This is a genomic window from Acidobacteriota bacterium, assembly GCA_020853395.1.
Lineage (GTDB): Bacteria > Acidobacteriota > Vicinamibacteria > Vicinamibacterales > SCN-69-37 > JADYYY01.
Genome location: JADYYY010000010.1, coordinates 439,182 through 455,260, shown reverse-complemented (window position 1 = coordinate 455,260; position 16,079 = coordinate 439,182). Strand labels below are relative to the sequence as shown.

Genomic DNA, 16,079 nt, shown 5'->3' with positions numbered 1-16,079 from the left:
CCCGCGGTTTCCTTATCATCGGTCGATGCTCCCGACGATCGAGTGGCAGCGTGACGCCGTCGTGATGGTCGATCAGCGCAAGCTGCCCGGCGAGGAACGTTACGTACACTGCCGGACGCCCGCCGAGGTCGCCCGCGCGATCAAGACGATGGTCATCCGCGGCGCGCCGGCCATCGGCGTCGCCGCCGCGATGGGCCTCGCGCTCGGCGTGCGCAAGAGCCGGGCGCAGGGCACGCGGCAGTTGGCCGTCGAGTTCAACAAGCAGTGCGAGCTGATGGCCCGGACCCGTCCGACCGCCGTCAACCTGTTCTGGGCGATCGACCGCATGAAGGCGGCATTCGCCGAGGGGGCGCAGGCCGGCCAGTCGGTCGAGGAGCTTGCGTCCCGCCTGGAGCGGGAGGCGCTCGCCATCCACGACGAAGACGTCCAGAGCTGCCGCGACATGGGGCGATTCGGCGCCGACATCGTGCCGCCGACCGGCCGCGTGCTGACTCACTGCAATGCCGGCGCGCTCGCGACGGCAGGCTACGGCACCGCGCTCGGCGTCATCCGCGCCGCTGCCGAGCGAGGCAGGATCACGCAGGTGTATGCCGACGAGACCCGGCCCTTCCTGCAAGGCGCGCGGCTGACCGCCTGGGAACTGGTGCGCGACGGTGTGCCGACGACCGTCATCGCCGAGAGCATGGCCGGGCCCCTGATGCGACGCGGCCAGGTCGACGTCGTCGTCGTCGGTGCAGACCGCATCGCGGCGAACGGCGATGCCGCCAACAAGATCGGCACCTATACGGTCGCGCTCCTGGCCAGGGCGCACGACGTGCCGTTCTACGTCGCCGCCCCGCTGTCCACCATCGATCTGGGGACACCGAGCGGCGATCGCATTCCCATCGAAGAACGGCCCGCGCGCGAGATGACGCACGCGGGCCCGGCTAGGGTCGTGCCCGAGGGCGCGTCGGTGTGGAACCCGGCATTCGACGTGACGCCGGCTCACCTCATCGCCGGCATCATCACCGAGAAAGGCATTGCGCGGCCGCCGTTCGCCGAGAGCCTGCCGGCGCTCTTCGCCGGGACGCGACGCGAGGTCGGGGACGCCGTGTGACGGCGGTGCTCGGCATCGAGACGTCGTGCGACGAGACGGCGGCCGCGATCGTCGAGTCCACGGGAGATGCCGACCGGCCGTGGCGGATCCGATCGAACGTGATCGCGTCGCAGGCCGACATCCACCGCGAGTGGGGAGGCGTCGTGCCGGAGATCGCCTCCCGTCAGCACGTCCGTGATATCTGCGGCGTCGTGGAGCGGGCGCTCGAGCAGGGGGAACGCTCGCTCGCCGACATCGACGCGATCGCCGTGACGCAAGGGCCGGGTCTCGTCGGCGCCCTGCTCGTCGGCGTCTCGTTCGCGAAAGCGATGGCGGCCGCGCTCGGGAAGCCAGTCGTGCCGGTGCACCATCTGGCCGGGCACATCGAGTCGCTGTTTCTCGACCACGGGCCGCTGCCCTTGCCGGCACTGGTGCTCGTCGTCTCGGGTGGGCACACGAGCCTCTATCTCGTGCCGGAGCCTGGCCGCTACCGGCTGATCGGACGGACGAGAGACGACGCGGCCGGAGAGGCCTACGACAAGGTCGCCAAGCTGCTCGGCCTCGGCTATCCAGGTGGCCCCGTGATCGATCGGCTGGCGCGCGACGGCAATCCCTCTGCCGTCGACCTGCCGCGGCCTCGCTTCACGCACGCGGATCGCAATGCGGCGCCGCCGGATCTCGTGACGGCCGACGCTGGAGCGCCGCGCACGCTTCCGGAGTTCAGCTTCTCGGGGTTGAAGACGGCGGTTCTCCGGCACCTGCAGCTCCGCGGCGTGGCCGCTGGAGTACCCGGATCCGACGCCGACGCCGGCTCCGCGCTGTCGCAACAGGACGTGGCCGACATCGCGGCCAGCTTCCAGCGCGTCGTCGTCGCCACGTTGCTCGATCGCACGTTCGAGGCCGCCCGCGAATGCGGCGCGCGGAGCGTGGGCATTTCTGGTGGCGTGTCGGCCAACAGCCAGCTCCGGCGCGACGCGCAGGCAAGAGGAGAGCGGGAAGGCGTCCCCGTCTTCGTGCCGAGGCTCTCGCTCTCCACCGACAACGCGGCGATGATCGCCGCCGCAGGGTTGAGAAAGCTCGAGCTGGGCGCGCCCGCGCCCGCGGACTTCAACGCCGCCGCATCGCTGCCGATCTTCTGACTCGATCGCGTGGCCACCGACCGCGACCGCTCCGACGAACGACCGCCGCGCGATCGCCGCTATCCCGATCGTCCGATCGCCTGCGTGGGCGCGGTGATCCTCGCCGGCGACGGCGTCGTGCTCGTCAGGCGAGGCCATCCTCCACTCGTGGGACGCTGGACGCTGCCGGGGGGCGCTCTCGATCTGGGCGAATCGCTGCGCGACGGCGTCCGGCGGGAAGCACGCGAGGAGACTGGTCTCACGGTCGACGTCGGTCCGCTCGTCGACGTCGTCGATCACGTGTCGACGGACGAGGACGGGCGCCTCGAGTACCACTACGTGATCGTGGACTACCTGTGCCGGGTCCTCGACGGCGTCCTCACGCCGGGCGACGATGTGGACGATGCGAGGCTGGTGGAGACGACGAAGCTCGACGCCTATGCCTTGAGCCGGGCGGCGACTGCAGTAATCCGCCGGGCGGTCGAGATGTACACTGCAGGGGGGCATTTCAAATGATCGGACGTCGGACAGCGGCGGCAGCCACCAGGCGGCGTGTGCGAGGGATCTCGGCGGCGCTCGTGCTCGGGGCTTTGTCTGTCGCACCGCTTCGGGCGGATCTGCAGTACACGCTGAAGACGGAGGCACACGCCTCGACGGTGAAGCCGGCCGCCGCTCCCAACCCGCTCTTCACGATGCTGAGCAGCCTCGTGCTCGGGATGATTGCGCCGCCGGGGGGCACCGAGATGACCGTGACCGTGGGGGACCGGGGTACACGCGTCGACTATCCCCGTGCCTTCGCCATCGTGCCGGCCGGCGGTGCCGTCATCGTCCGGCCCGACGGCAGCACGATCGTCGTCAACCCGCCGGCGCGGACGTTCTGGAAAGCGCCGAAGCTCGACGGCACGGCTGGCGGCATCACGCCCGATGTCAGGGTGCAACGCACGGGCACGTTCGCCACGATCGCTGGCGTCCGCGCCGAGCACGCCGACGTCGAGATCCGGATGCCGCTTCCCGCGGGGGGCGCCGCTCTCCCGGGGCTGCCCGCGGAGCTGACCATGGCAGGGGACGCGTGGTTCTCCGACGCGCACAAGCGGTACGCGCGACCTTCGGGTGCGCTGAGCGCCCTCGCCGGCTCGCTCGGGATCGACGGGGTGGCGAACGCCGGCTTCCTGATGCGCTCCGTGCTGCGCAGCGAGCTGTTCGGGCCACAGGAACTGGAGTCCGTCGTCACGGCCATTCGCGAGGTGGACGTGCCGGCCGATACCTTCGAGGTGCCGGCCGGCTTCACGGAAGTGCCGCCGCCGGCCTTCGGCGTCGGCGGCATGCTGCCGGGCGCCGCGCGGTAGGACCTCGGCCGCGACACCGGCCCGCAGCATCGCAGAACATTCGAGCCTCGACCTGTCGTCTAACGGTGAGGCCGCCCAGGTCCCGATCAGCGCCTTCTGTGCCGACCCCCACCGCGACGTCCTCCGTCACCCTCGCGCACGTGAGCGTGTCCTACGGGCGTACTGCCGCCCTGCGCGACGTCAGCGTTGACCTGCCACCGGGCGCAGTCGGCCTGCTCGGGCCCAATGGTGCAGGCAAGAGCACGCTGCTGAAGGCGCTGCTGGGGTTCGTCGTCCCTACGTCGGGGCGGCTGCAGGTGCTCGGCGTGGACGTCGCCGAGCGGCCGCTCGAGATTCGCGCGCGAATCGGCTACATGCCGGAGAGCGATGCGCACATCCCCGGCATGACTGCGGTGGGCTTCGTCGCCTACTGCGGCGAATTGGCCGGCCTGCCGCGGGGCGACGCCGTCCAGCGCGCGCACGAGGTCCTCTACTACGTCGGCTTGGGCGAGGCGCGCTACCGCAACGTGGAGACGTACTCGACCGGGATGAAGCAGCGAATCAAGCTCGCGCAGGCGTTGGTCCACGATCCCGACCTGTTGTTCCTCGACGAGCCGACCAACGGCATGGACCCGAAAGGCCGCGACGAGATGCTCGACCTCGTCCGGGATCTCGCTCGCAACAAGGGCGTGAGCCTGCTCCTGTCGTCACATCTGCTGCCCGACGTCGAGTACGCGTGTGACTACGTCGCGGTGCTCGACAAGGGCAGGCTCGCGGCGGCCGGGTCGATCGCCACGCTCAAGGGACCGCCGGGCCGCGTGTACGAACTGCGGATCAAAGGCGATCCTGCCGCGTTCGCGGCGCGCCTCCAGCAATCCGGCCTCGAGTGCCACGACGCCGACGACGACACGATGCGCGTGTTCGTGCCGGGCGAGTCCGGCCTCTCGGGTGACGATCAGCGGCGGCTGTGCGCGCTCGCTCGGCAGGCTGGCGTGCAGGTGCGCCATCTGCGGCCCAGCGTCCCGACGCTCGAGGACGTGTTCGCCCGCGCGCTTGGAGAGCGATGACGCCGGTTCACGATCAGAGCTATCGGCGATACGGCGGGACGCGCCTGCCGCTCGGGCGCGCGTGGACGGTCATCGCCCGGACTGGGATGCGTGCCGTGCTCTCGCGCCGGGTGTTCATCGGCCTGCTCGCGCTCGCCTGGCTGCCGTTTCTCGTGCGCACGATCCAGATCTACGCGGTCGTGACCTATCCGCAGGCGGCCCAGGTGCTGCCGGTCGATCGGCGGCTCTTCCAGCGCTTCATCGAGGGCCAGGACGTCTTCGTGTTCTTCATCACGGTGTTCGTGGGTGCGGGGCTGATCGCGCGCGACAAACAAGCCAATGCCTTGCAGGTCTACCTCGCCAGGCCGCTCCTGCGCGCCGAGTACGTCGCGGGCAAGCTCGCGATCGTCGTGTCGTACCTCGTCGCGACGACGATGATACCCGCCGTGATGCTGGTGCTCATGCAGGCGGTGCTCTCGGGCAACCTCGAGTTCGTGCGCGCGAACCCCGGGTTGCTGCCGGCTGTCGTGGTGGCGACGTCCGTGCAGGTGCTGGTGTGGTCGGTGACGATTCTGGCGCTGTCGTCGGCCTCTCGCAGCACGCGCTTCGTCGCGATGGCCTACGCGGGCGTCGTGTTCCTTTCGCAGGCGTTGTACGTGCTGCTGCGGGCGATTACCGGGTCCACGCGCGTCGCGTGGGTCTCGCTGCCGCGGAACTTCGACGTCATCAACGACGCGATCTTCCGCCAGCCGGCCCGCTACGACACGCCGGTGCTCGTCTCGGTCATCGTGCTGGCCGGCCTCGTCGTGCTGTCGCTGTCGGTGCTCGATCGTCAGGTGCGCGGCGTCGAGGTCGTGTCGTGAGTGCGCCCGTCCTCGTCGCCGAGCACGTCTCGAAATGGTACGGTCAGGTGATCGGGCTCAACGACGTCACGGTGACGGTGCCGCCCGGCATCACCGGCCTGCTCGGGCCGAATGGCGCGGGCAAGAGCACGCTCATGAAGCTCATGACCGGCCAACTGCGCCCCAGCCAGGGGCGGCTGTCGGTGCTGGGCGAGCCGGCCTGGGGCAATCCGGCGATGTTCCTCCGCGTGGGGTTCTGCCCGGAGCAGGATCGGTTCTATGAGCGCATGACGGGCCGGCAGTGGGTCAGCGCGCTGCTGCGCCTTCACGGGACGGGCGAGCGAACGGCACGCGACGCCGCGGAGCGCGCGCTCGGCGCGGTCGACCTGCTCGATGTCGCCGACAAGCGGATCGGTGCCTACAGCAAGGGCATGCGGCAGCGGGTGAAGCTCGCGCAGGCGCTTGCACATGATCCCGACCTGCTGATTCTCGACGAGCCGCTGTCGGGCATGGACCCGCTCGGCCGGCGGCGCACGATCAGGCAGATTCGCGACTGGGCGCGCCAGGGAAAGAGCGTGATCGTCTCGAGCCACATCCTGCACGAGATCGAGTCGATGACGACGAACATCCTGCTCGTCAACAACGGGCGGATCCTCGCCGAAGGCAACGTGCACCAGATCCGTGAACTGATCGACGCGCACCCGCACACGGTCTACGTGCGCGCGGACGACCCGCGGAGGCTCGCGCGGGAGTTCCTCGCGCACGCCGACGTGATCAGCCTGCGTTTCGAGCCGGGCGCCGTCGTGGTCGAGACCGGGACGCCCGATGCGTTCTACGACCGGCTGACCGCGCTCGTCGCCAGCGGGGAGTGCGGCGCGGTCGACGCCGTGACGTCGCCCGACGACAACCTCCAGGCCGTCTTCAAGTACCTGGTGAAGAGCTGAGGGCGCGGTGAGCCGACCTTCTTCCTCCACGCCGGGCCTGTTGACGTCGTCGCTGCGCGTCTTCGATCTGACGATCGGCGAGATGCTGTGGTCGCGCCGGACGATCTTCATGGCGCTCGTCGTCGGACTGCCCGTGATCGTGGCGGCCGCGGTGCGGCTGCTCGTCGAGGCGGGCGGCTCGCTCCCGCGGCTCAACCGTGTGGTTGTCGACGGCCCGACGATCTTCGGGCTGATCGTCTGGGCGTTCTTCGTGCGGTTCGGCGTGCCGGTGCTGGCGGTCTTCTACGGCACGTCGCTCATTGCCGACGAGGTCGAGGAGAAGACCCTCACCTATCTGTTCATCCGGCCGATCCGGCGTGAGGCGGTCCTTCTCGGCAAGTATCTGGCGTATCTCGTTTGCACCATCGCGGTCGTGCTGCCCGCGGTCGTGCTCGTCTGGCTGCTCGTCGTCCCGCTTGGCGGATCGCTCGGCGGCGGCATCGTGGACGTCCTCGAGGACCTCGGGATCCTCGCCGCGGGCCTGGCCGTGTACGGCGCGCTGTTCGCGCTCGTCGGCGCCACGGTGAAGCGGCCGCTCGTCGTCGGCCTCGTGTTCGTCTTCGGCTGGGAGTCGATCGCGCTCGCCTTGCCGGGCGCCTTCGGCCGGTTCACGGTGGCCCACTACCTTCAAGGGCTGGTGCCCCATGCGATGCCTTCCGACTCGCTGGTGTCGCTGCTGCAGGTTGTCGTGGCGCGCCCGCCATCGCTGACCGAATGCCTCGTCTGGCTGGCCACGATCGCCGTCGTGTGCTTGTGGCTCGCGGCGCGGACGGTCGCCCGCCGTGAGTACGTGCTCGAGCAGTGAGGGGCCAGCCGGCGCCGAACCTGGGCCCCGCGCGTCCGTATAATTGAAAGAGGATCTCTCCTATGACACCGCGGACCCGGTATTTCCTGCTCGGTTCAGGGCTCGTTGTGGCGATTGGGCTCGGAACCGGGTTGGTCGCCTACTACGGTGAGCCGGGCAGCCGGGCCGTCCCCTCCAGTGACTTCGCGTACATCCCTGCCGGCGTTACCGCGGTCGGCTACGCCGATTTGCGCCACATCGTGCACTCGGAGTTCCACCAGCGTCTTCGCGCGATGATGCCGTCCGGCCACGAGAAGGCGCGGCTGCTCGAAGACACGGGCATCGATCTGGAGCGCGACATCGACTCGATCGTCGCCGGGCTCGATCCTGCGAGCGCCGGAGGCGGGCCGGTCGTGCTGGTTCGCGGCCGGTTCAACGAAGACCACATCGAATCGGTGGCCGCCCAGCACGGCGCCACCGTCGAACAGTTCCGGGGCAAGCGGCTCCTGACCTCGCTGCATCCGGCCGGGACGGCCGGGCCGGCGGGTGACGAGCCCGCGGTGGCGTTTCTCGAACCCGGGCTCGTGGGGCTCGGCCAGCTCACCGCGCTCAAACGCGCCATCGAGGGCGCCGAGCGCCACGAATCCATCGCCGCCAACACAGCAGTCATGAGCGTCGTGCAGGACGTCGCCGACGACGGCGATGCGTGGCTCGTCGGACGGCTGGATGCGATGCCCGCGCGCGCCGGCCTGCCCGGCGCCATGCGCGCTCAGCTCGACGGCGTGCAGTGGTTCTCGCTGACCGCGGCGATCGACCAGGCGATGAACTGCCGGCTGCGCGCCGAGACTCGCGACGCGGAAGCGGGCGAGTCGTTGCGGAGCGTCGTCAACGGCGCGCTGGCGATCGCCCGCGTCATGGCCGGAAGCGATCAGCGGCTCGACAGTGTGCTGCAGTCGGTTCAGGCCCGCGGCACGGGTTCGAATCTCGACGTGTCCTTTACCGTGCCGCCCGAAGCGCTGGACGCGCTGCGGAGCGGCGTCGCGGCGGCGCAGCCGAATCTCGGCGGCCGGCGCTGACACGCCGGCTGGCTCGGCGGCCGATCGGACTTCCGGCCGAAGTACAATCCTCGGATGGAGGAGATCATCCGGCGGCTGCTGTCGGAGCTCGGCGAGGACCCGTCGCGTGAAGGGCTCGTCGAAACCCCACGGCGCGTCGCGCAGTCCTTGCGCTTCCTGACGAGCGGATACACGGCCGACCTCGACAGCATCATCAACAACGCGCTGTTCACCGTCGAGTACAACGAGATGGTGATCGTGCGCGACATCGACTTCTACAGCCTCTGCGAGCATCACCTGCTGCCGTTCTTCGGCAAGTGTCACATCGCCTACATTCCGGACGGCAAGGTGATGGGCCTGAGCAAGATGCCGCGTCTGGTCGACGTCTTCGCCCGCCGGCTCCAGGTCCAGGAGCGGCTCACCTTGCAGATCGCCGAGACGATCCGGGCGCGTGTCCGGCCGCTCGGCGTCGCGGTCGTCATGGAAGCGACGCACCTCTGCATGGCGATGCGCGGCGTCGAGAAGCAGAACGCGGTGACGACGACGAGCGCGATGCTGGGCGTGTTCCATGCCGACGCCCGGACGCGCCACGAGTTCCTGGAGCTCATCCATCGCCGGCAGGCGCCGTCCTACGAGCGGCGGCTGACCGAAGCCAGCGTCGTCGACGGCGACGAGTGAGCGGTGGCCGCGCGCTGGCGCGGTCGTCGCGAGAATCGCTTCGCTATACTCGATGAGCATGCGGGTCGTGTGGACGGCAGTGATGGTCGCGAGCGTCGTCGCCGGGCTGCCGGCTCAGGGCAGCGTCCGGACGAGCACCGCGGCGACGTGCGCCGCTGAGCTCGGCACCGGCGTCAAGACGACGCGCACGTTCTGCGACGTGCTGATCGGCGCGGCGCCGGCCGACAGCATCGCGATCACGATTCCGCGGCACTCGGGCGCCGCCACGCTGCTGTTCGAGCTGCACAATCGCTTCACGGTGCCGGCGATCATCGTGCCCGGCGCGCTGACGTTCGCGCGCCACGAAGCGATGGTGGCCATCGTACAGCCGACCGGCGACGTGCTGTCGCGCGCGGCGGTCATCGGGGAGTTCCGCACGCCGGCCGATCTGTTCGATCAGATCGGCGGCGGCACGCGCCCCGGCGGCGTGATTGCGGTCGCCCCGGGGCCGAGCGAGTCCATCCGGATCACGATTCCCGCCGGCGTGACGACGGTCGGCATCGTCGGCGTGCGTCTCAGAGTGATGACGCGGGCCAGCGGGGAAACCTACGACACGCCGGGCCGGCCCGTGGCGATCGTCAGCAACGTCCGCGTGCAGTACCGGCCGTAGCGGCCGGGCCGGATCCCGCTCGCCGGTCAGTGGACCGTGCGGGTCTTGTTCTTCATGTAGTCCTGCAGCACGTACTGGCCGAGCGTGTACGGCGTCGTGAAGTACGCCTTGCCGCGGCAGACGCGCGCGACGCGGCGGACGAACGCCACGAGATCGTAGTCGCGGGCCAGCATGAAGGTGTTGATCATGATGCCCGAGCGCCGGCACGCGGCGACTTCCGCGAACGTCTCCCGCAGCACGAACGGGTCGAGGCCGAACGCGTTGCGGTAGATCCGCCCGTCGGGCCGGGTCACCGCCGAAGGTTTGCCGTCCGTGATCATGATGATCTGCCGCATGTCCTTGCGCTGCCGATCGAGCACGCGGCGGGCGAGCCGCAGCCCCTCGCGGGTGTTCGTGTAGTACGGACCGACGCGCACGCGGCCGAGCTGGCTGAGCGGTACCTCTTCGGCCGAGTCGTGGAAGAGCACGACGTTCAGCGCGTCGCCCGGGTACTGGTGCCGAATCAGGTTGGACAGCGCCAGCGCCACGCGCTTGGCCGGCGTGAAGCGATCTTCGCCGTACAGCACCATGCTGTGGCTGCAGTCGAGGAGGATCACCGTCGCGCAGGAGCTCTGGTAGTCGCCCTGGGTCACCATCAGGTCGCCGTAGTCCACGTCGAGGCCGCTGGGCGATCCGGGCTGATAGCCCGTGCGCCGGATGGCGTTGAGCACGGTCGCCGAGGCGTCGAGGTTCATCGTGTCGCCGAACGCGTACTCGCGCGGCGGGCCGCCGGCCTCCACGCCCGTGGCCAGTTCGCGCGTGTCGTGGCGTCCGACGCTGCTCCGGCCCATCGAACCGAGCAGGTCGCGGAGGGCTTTGTAGCCCAGGAAGTCGATGGCTTTGTCGGTCACCTCGAAGCGCGTCTGTCCATCGGCACCGCCGCCGCTTCCTTCGAGCCGCTGCGGAGGCGGCTGGCCCGTGACGCTGACGTAGCCTTCGCTCGTGAGCCGCTCCATGATGCGCTGGATGAGCTCCTCGATCTGATCGCGTCCGCCGAACTCGCCTGGCCGGCTCGCCTGTTCGCCGGTCAGCCGCTGCAGCATCTCCTCGGAGAGCGCGCCGCCGTTGAGCAGCGCGTCGAGGATCGCGTCGTGCAGCGCCTGCATGGTCCGGTCGTCGTCGTTCTGCGGATCCCACGGGTTGTTGAACCCGCTCGAGAGGAGCAGATCGGACAACTGCGAGACGAGCGACTCGAAGTCGATCGAGTCGAGCAGGTCCTCGACGAACTTGCTGTAGCGGTACTTCATGGCTAGTTGTAGTACTTCTTGCGGCCCTTGGACGCCGGCTCGTCGTCTTCGGCGAGCAGGTCGTCGATCTGCCGCGCGTCGCCGCGGGCGCGCGCGGGCGACGGCGTGCCGTGCAGGTGACCGTCCTCGCTGCGGCTGATCTTCTTCAGCGCGCACAGCCCTTCGAGCACGAAGTCGGCGACCGCGGCACGCAGCGGCTCGGGATCGCGCGGCCGGCCGCCGAGCGCGGCGGCCACCTCCGCGAGGCCGTCGATGGCGGCGACGGCCGCCAGCAGGTCCGATGCGGACGACACGTCGGACAGGTCCAGCGTGCCGCCGCGATCGAACCACTTGATGACGGGCGACGTGTTGACCGTCGTCGAGCTGCCGTCGAACACGGTGGCGACGGCCTGCCGAATGAGGTCGCGGGCCACCTGTTCGGCGCCCTTGAGCTCTCCCTCGTACTCGAGCTCGAGCTTGCCCGTCAGCGAGGGCATCGCCGCGTAGATGTCGCTGACGCGCGGCACGGCGACCGGCTCGGCGTTCAGCAGGGCGCGCCGTTCGGCGTTCGACACGACGTTCTCGAGCGCCGTGATCGGCAGCCGCTGGCTGACGCCCGATCGCTTGTCCACTTTCTGATCGGCGCGCGCCTGGAAGGCGACCTCCTCGATCACCTCCCGCACGAACGACGGTACCTCCACGGGCAGGGCGCCGGGGCCCTCGATGCCACGATCCACCCACGCTTCCTGTGCGGTGATCTGCTGCGCGTCGTGGCGTGATCGCGGATAGTGCGTCCGGATCTCGGAGCCAATCCGATCCTTGAGCGGCGTGATGATCTTGCCGCGGGCCGTGTAGTCCTCGGGGTTCGCGCTGAACACGAGCAGGACGTCGAGCCGGAGACGCACCGGGTAGCCCTTAATCTGCACGTCGCCTTCCTGCAGGATGTTGAACAGGCCGACCTGGACCTTGCTGGCCAGATCCGGCAGCTCGTTGATCGCGAAGATGCCCCGGTTGGCGCGAGGCAGCAGGCCGTAGTGCATCGTCAGCTCGTCGCCGAGCAGCCGGCCGCTGCGGGCGGCCTTGATCGGATCGACGTCGCCGATCATGTCGGCAATCGTCACGTCCGGCGTCGCGAGCTTCTCGACGTAGCGGTGCTCGCGCGGCAGCCAGCCGATCGGCAGGTCGCGCCCTTCGGTCGAGACGCGGGCGCGGCACTCGGCGCACAGCGGCGCGAGCGGGTCGTCGTGGAGCTCGCAGCCCGGGACGACGGGGATGAGCTCGTCGAGCAGGCCGGTCAGCGCCCGGAGGAGCCGCGTCTTGGCCTGTCCGCGCAGGCCCAGCAGGATGAAGTTGTGCCGCGACAGAATCGCGTTCACGACTTGCGGGATGACGGTGTCGTCATAGCCGACGATGCCGGGAAACAACTGGCGGCCGGCGCGCAACTGTGCGATCAGGTTCGCACGCAGCTCGTCTTTCACCGAACGATGGCGGACCCGGCCAACCGCCACCGCGTCTTGGAGAGCACCCAACGAAGAAGCCAGAGCCATACCTGCATAGTAGCGCGCTCCCTGCGAACAGTGCTGAACTGTACGGGTGATCGATCGGCTGCTCGTCCCACTGCGTCCCATGGCCATCGCCCACCGCGGCGGCTCGCTGCTGCGTCCCGAGAACACGATGCTGGCGTTCGAACACGCGCTGGCGCTCGGCGCCGACGCGCTCGAGTGCGACGTGCGGCTGGCGCGCGACGGCGAGCCGGTGGTCGTGCACGACGACACGCTGGATCGGACGACGGACGCGCGCGGGCCCGTGTCGGCGATGAGCGCGGACGAGCTCGAGCGCGTGGACGCCGGCTGGCGCTTCGCCACCGCGGGCACCACGCCCTTTCGCGGCGCGACGGGCGTGCCGCGGCTGGCCACGTTGCTCGCTCGCGCGACGGCCGTCCCGGTGATCGTCGAGATCAAGGGGGACGATCCGCGCGCCGTCGAACCGGTGATCGACGTCGTCACCGCAGCGGGCGCGGCCGATCGGGTCGTCCTCGCCGGGTTCAGTCACCGCGTGCTCGACGCCGTCCGCCGGCGCGCGCCCGGCATCCCGACGAGCGCATCGATGCAGGAAGTGCAGGCGGCGATCCGCCGCTCGTACTTCCTGCTGCCCCCACGCACCAGCGGCTATCGGCTGTTCCAGGTACCGGTCCGGTTCCGCGGCCGGCAGGTGCTCCGTCGCTCGTTCGTGCGCACGTTCCTGCGCGCCGGTCTGCCCGTTCAGGCGTGGATCGTCGACGATCCCGACGAGATGCGTCGGCTGATCGCGTGGGGCGTGTCGGGGCTGATCAGCGACCGGCCAGATCAGGCGGTCGCAATCGTCAGGGACGAGCGCGCGTAACCGCGTGGGGGCTCCGCGAGGCGTCGCCGGCGATCGCGTTCGCCATTCCGTGCAGCATGTTGGTTGCTGATGCCCCTCATGCGCGTCGGCGATTCGGCGCCCGGAGCAGGTATCTTCCCCATGAGTCGAGGCAGTACAATGAGCGGCGGGGTCAACGACAGGATGCTCGGCATATGAAGAATCTGTCTCCGACGGACGCGGCCGCGCTCGAGGCCATCGAGACGCGGGAATGGCTGGAGTCGCTCGATTACGTCGTCCACGAGGGCGACAAGACCCGCGTCATCCGTCTGCTCGACGCGCTGACGGCTCGGGCCCGATCGTCCGGCGTCCGTCCGCCGTTCAGCGCGACGACGCCGTACGTCAACACGATTGCGCCGAGCGAGCAGGTGCCCGTGCCGGGCGATCGGGTGCTCGAGCGGCGGATCAAGAGCCTCGTTCGTTGGAACGCGCTCGCGATGGTCGTGCGGGCGAACCGCGAGTCGGACGGCATCGGCGGCCACATCTCGACCTACGCCTCGGCGGCGACGCTCTACGAGGTCGGATTCAATCACTTCTTCCGCGGCGGCGACGATGGCCGCGAGCCGGACGTCGTGTTCTTCCAGGGGCACGCCGCGCCCGGCTTCTACGCGCGCGCGTTCGTGGAAGGCCGGATGAGCGAAGACCAGCTCCGGAACTTCCGCCGCGAGCTCAGGCCCGGAGGCGGGCTCTCGTCGTATCCGCACCCCTGGCTGATGCCGGACTTCTGGCAGTACCCGACCGTGTCGATGGGCATCGGGCCGCTCACCTCGATCTACCAGGCCCGGTTCATCCGCTATCTGGAGAACCGCGGGCTCAAGGCGCCCTCCGATCAGAAGGTGTGGGCGTTTCTCGGCGACGGCGAGACCGACGAGCCCGAGACGCTCGGCTCGATCTCGCTCGCCGCGCGGGAGAAGCTCGACAACCTCATCTTCGTCGTCAACTGCAATCTGCAGCGCCTCGACGGCCCGGTGCGGGGCAACCACCAGATCATCCAGGAACTGGAAGCGATGTTCCGTGGGGCAGGGTGGAACGTCATCAAGGTGATCTGGGGGGGCGACTGGGACGAGCTGATCGCGCGCGACACCGAAGGGCTGCTCGTCAAGCGCATGGGCGAGATCGTCGACGGCGAGTACCAGCGGTACGTCGTCGAGGATGGCGCCTACCTCCGGAAGCACTTCTGGGGAGCGGATCCGCGCCTGCTCGAGATGGTGCGCCATCTGTCCGACGACCAATTGAAGAGTCTCCGGCTCGGCGGCCACGACCCGCTGAAGGTGTACAACGCCTATCGCGCGGCGGTGAACCACAAGGGAGGACCGACCGTGATCCTCGCCCGCACGATCAAGGGCTACGGCATGGGCGAGGCCGGCGAGGGGAAGAACATCACCCATCAGCAGAAGAAGATGAACGAGGCCGATCTCCACACGTTCCGGGATCGGTTCGGCATCCCCGTGCCCGACGAACGCGTGGCCGAGGCGCCGTTCTTCCGCCCCGACGAGAACAGCCCCGAGCTGCGCTACATGCGGGAGCGCCGCGCCGCGCTGGGCGGCGCGCTGCCGAAGCGGAGCGTGCGTGCGCCGCGCATCCAGCCGGCGCTCGACGGCGTCTTCGAGGAGTTCGCGAAGGGCACCGAAGGGCGCAAGGCGTCCACGACGATGGTGTTCGTGCGCCTGCTGGCGAAGCTCTTGCGCGACAAGGACATCGGCAAGCTCGTCGTGCCAATCGTCCCGGACGAGGCTCGCACGTTCGGCATGGAGTCGCTCTTCCGCGCCGTCGGCATCTATTCCAGCATCGGCCAGGTCTACGAGCCGGTCGACATGGACACGCTGCTGTACTACAAGGAAGCGAAGGACGGGCAGATCCTCGAGGAGGGCATCACCGAGGCCGGCTCGATCTCGTCGTTCATCGCCGCCGGCACCGCCTACGCGACGCACGGCGTGAACACGATCCCCTTCTTCATCTACTACTCGATGTTCGGGTTCCAGCGCGTCGGCGACTTCATCTGGGCCGCGGCCGACGCGCGGACGCGCGGGTTCCTGGTCGGCGGCACCGCGGGGCGCACGACGCTCGCCGGCGAAGGCCTGCAGCATCAGGACGGCCACTCCCATGTGCTCGCGCTCTCGGTGCCGACGTGCAGGGCGTACGACCCGGCGTACGCCTACGAGCTGGCGGTGATCGTCGAGGACGGCATCAAGCGGATGTACGGGGATGGCGAGGCCATCTTCTACTACCTCACCGTGATGAACGAGCAGTACGAGATGCCGCCGATGCCCGAGGGCGCGCGGGACGGCATCCTCAAGGGGCTCTATCGTCTCAAAGCGTCCGAGACGCCGAAGGCCAAGGCGAAGGCGCAGTTGGTCGGGAGCGGCACGATCCTGAACGAAACCGTCATGGCCCAGCGCATCCTCGAGAAGTACGGCGTCGCCGCCGACGTCTGGAGCGCGACGAGCTACAACCAGCTCTACCGCGACGCGCAGCAGGCCGATCGCTGGAATCTGCGGCATCCTGGGGAGACGCCCCGCGTGCCGTACGTCGCCCAGTGTCTCGCGGGGCAGCCCGGTGTCGTCGTCGCCGCCTCCGATTACCTCAAGAGCCAGCCCGCGATGATCGCGCAGTGGGTGGGGCGTCCGATGGCCGTGCTCGGCACCGACGGCTTCGGCCGCAGCGAAGATCGCGCGTCGCTGCGTGACTTCTTCGAAGTGGATGCCCGCCACATCGCCGCGACCACCTTGTCGCTGCTCGCGCGGGAGAAAGAGATCGACGCCAAGGTGGTCCGGCAGGCGTTCAAGGATCTCGAGATCGACCCCGACAAAGTCGATCCCATGACGATTTGATCGCGGCGCTGGCGTTCATGGAGCGTCG

General features: G+C 69.3%; 15 protein-coding genes. 13 read left to right on the top strand and 2 right to left on the bottom strand.

Going from position 1 to position 16,079, the window contains the following annotated elements:
* Nucleotides 1-25 precede the first annotated feature (25 nt).
* The 11 genes from mtnA to IT184_10610 all read left to right on the top strand — a co-directional run bounded on the left by mtnA (nt 26) and on the right by IT184_10610 (nt 9,555).
* Complete coding sequence (mtnA, locus tag IT184_10660; protein MCC7009269.1) at nt 26-1,096, top strand: S-methyl-5-thioribose-1-phosphate isomerase; 1,071 nt, start codon at nt 26-28, stop codon at nt 1,094-1,096.
* Nucleotides 1,093-2,214, top strand: coding sequence for a tRNA (adenosine(37)-N6)-threonylcarbamoyltransferase complex transferase subunit TsaD (gene tsaD / locus IT184_10655; GenBank protein MCC7009268.1), 1,122 nt, complete (start codon nt 1,093-1,095; stop codon nt 2,212-2,214). Before mtnA ends, tsaD begins: the two co-directional genes overlap by 4 nt.
* A 9-nt stretch (nt 2,215-2,223) precedes the next feature.
* The gene (locus IT184_10650; protein MCC7009267.1) at nt 2,224-2,709 is read left to right on the top strand and encodes an NUDIX hydrolase; all 486 of its coding nucleotides are present in this window, start codon (nt 2,224-2,226) and stop codon (nt 2,707-2,709) included.
* Nucleotides 2,710-2,747: 38 nt separating this feature from the next.
* Nucleotides 2,748-3,539: a hypothetical protein gene (locus IT184_10645; protein ID MCC7009266.1), complete on the top strand. Its 792-nt coding sequence runs from the start codon at nt 2,748-2,750 to the stop codon at nt 3,537-3,539.
* Nucleotides 3,540-3,679: 140 nt separating this feature from the next.
* On the top strand, nt 3,680-4,585 hold the full coding sequence (locus IT184_10640; GenBank protein MCC7009265.1) for an ABC transporter ATP-binding protein: 906 nt from the start codon (nt 3,680-3,682) through the stop codon (nt 4,583-4,585).
* Nucleotides 4,582-5,427, top strand: coding sequence for a hypothetical protein (locus IT184_10635; protein ID MCC7009264.1), 846 nt, complete (start codon nt 4,582-4,584; stop codon nt 5,425-5,427). The genes IT184_10640 and IT184_10635 overlap by 4 nt, the downstream gene beginning before the upstream one ends.
* A complete protein-coding gene (locus IT184_10630) occupies nt 5,424-6,350 on the top strand; it encodes an ABC transporter ATP-binding protein (protein MCC7009263.1) in 927 nt (308 codons plus the stop codon). Before IT184_10635 ends, IT184_10630 begins: the two co-directional genes overlap by 4 nt.
* A 7-nt stretch (nt 6,351-6,357) precedes the next feature.
* Nucleotides 6,358-7,194 (top strand): ABC transporter permease subunit, encoded by an 837-nt coding sequence (locus IT184_10625; protein ID MCC7009262.1) that lies wholly within the window; start codon nt 6,358-6,360, stop codon nt 7,192-7,194.
* 62 nt (nt 7,195-7,256) lie between these two features.
* On the top strand, nt 7,257-8,249 hold the full coding sequence (locus IT184_10620) for a hypothetical protein (GenBank protein ID MCC7009261.1): 993 nt from the start codon (nt 7,257-7,259) through the stop codon (nt 8,247-8,249).
* Between the two features lie 54 nt (nt 8,250-8,303).
* On the top strand, nt 8,304-8,906 hold the full coding sequence (folE, locus tag IT184_10615) for a GTP cyclohydrolase I FolE (GenBank protein MCC7009260.1): 603 nt from the start codon (nt 8,304-8,306) through the stop codon (nt 8,904-8,906).
* Between the two features lie 52 nt (nt 8,907-8,958).
* Entirely contained in the window at nt 8,959-9,555 is a 597-nt protein-coding gene (locus IT184_10610) for a hypothetical protein (GenBank protein ID MCC7009259.1), read from the top strand.
* Nucleotides 9,556-9,581: 26 nt separating this feature from the next.
* Here the strand turns inward: IT184_10610 and IT184_10605 are convergent, their stop codons facing one another.
* Together IT184_10605 and IT184_10600 are read right to left on the bottom strand one after the other, a co-directional pair.
* A complete protein-coding gene (locus tag IT184_10605; protein MCC7009258.1) occupies nt 9,582-10,841 on the bottom strand; it encodes a VWA domain-containing protein in 1,260 nt (419 codons plus the stop codon).
* 2 nt (nt 10,842-10,843) lie between these two features.
* Nucleotides 10,844-12,367 (bottom strand): sigma 54-interacting transcriptional regulator, encoded by a 1,524-nt coding sequence (locus IT184_10600; GenBank protein ID MCC7009257.1) that lies wholly within the window; start codon nt 12,365-12,367, stop codon nt 10,844-10,846.
* Nucleotides 12,368-12,446: 79 nt separating this feature from the next.
* Between IT184_10600 and IT184_10595 the strand changes: the two genes are divergently transcribed.
* Entirely contained in the window at nt 12,447-13,202 is a 756-nt protein-coding gene (locus IT184_10595; protein MCC7009256.1) for a glycerophosphodiester phosphodiesterase, read from the top strand.
* A 173-nt stretch (nt 13,203-13,375) separates the two neighbouring features.
* Nucleotides 13,376-16,051 (top strand): pyruvate dehydrogenase (acetyl-transferring), homodimeric type, encoded by a 2,676-nt coding sequence (gene aceE, locus IT184_10590; protein ID MCC7009255.1) that lies wholly within the window; start codon nt 13,376-13,378, stop codon nt 16,049-16,051.
* Nucleotides 16,052-16,079 lie beyond the last annotated feature (28 nt).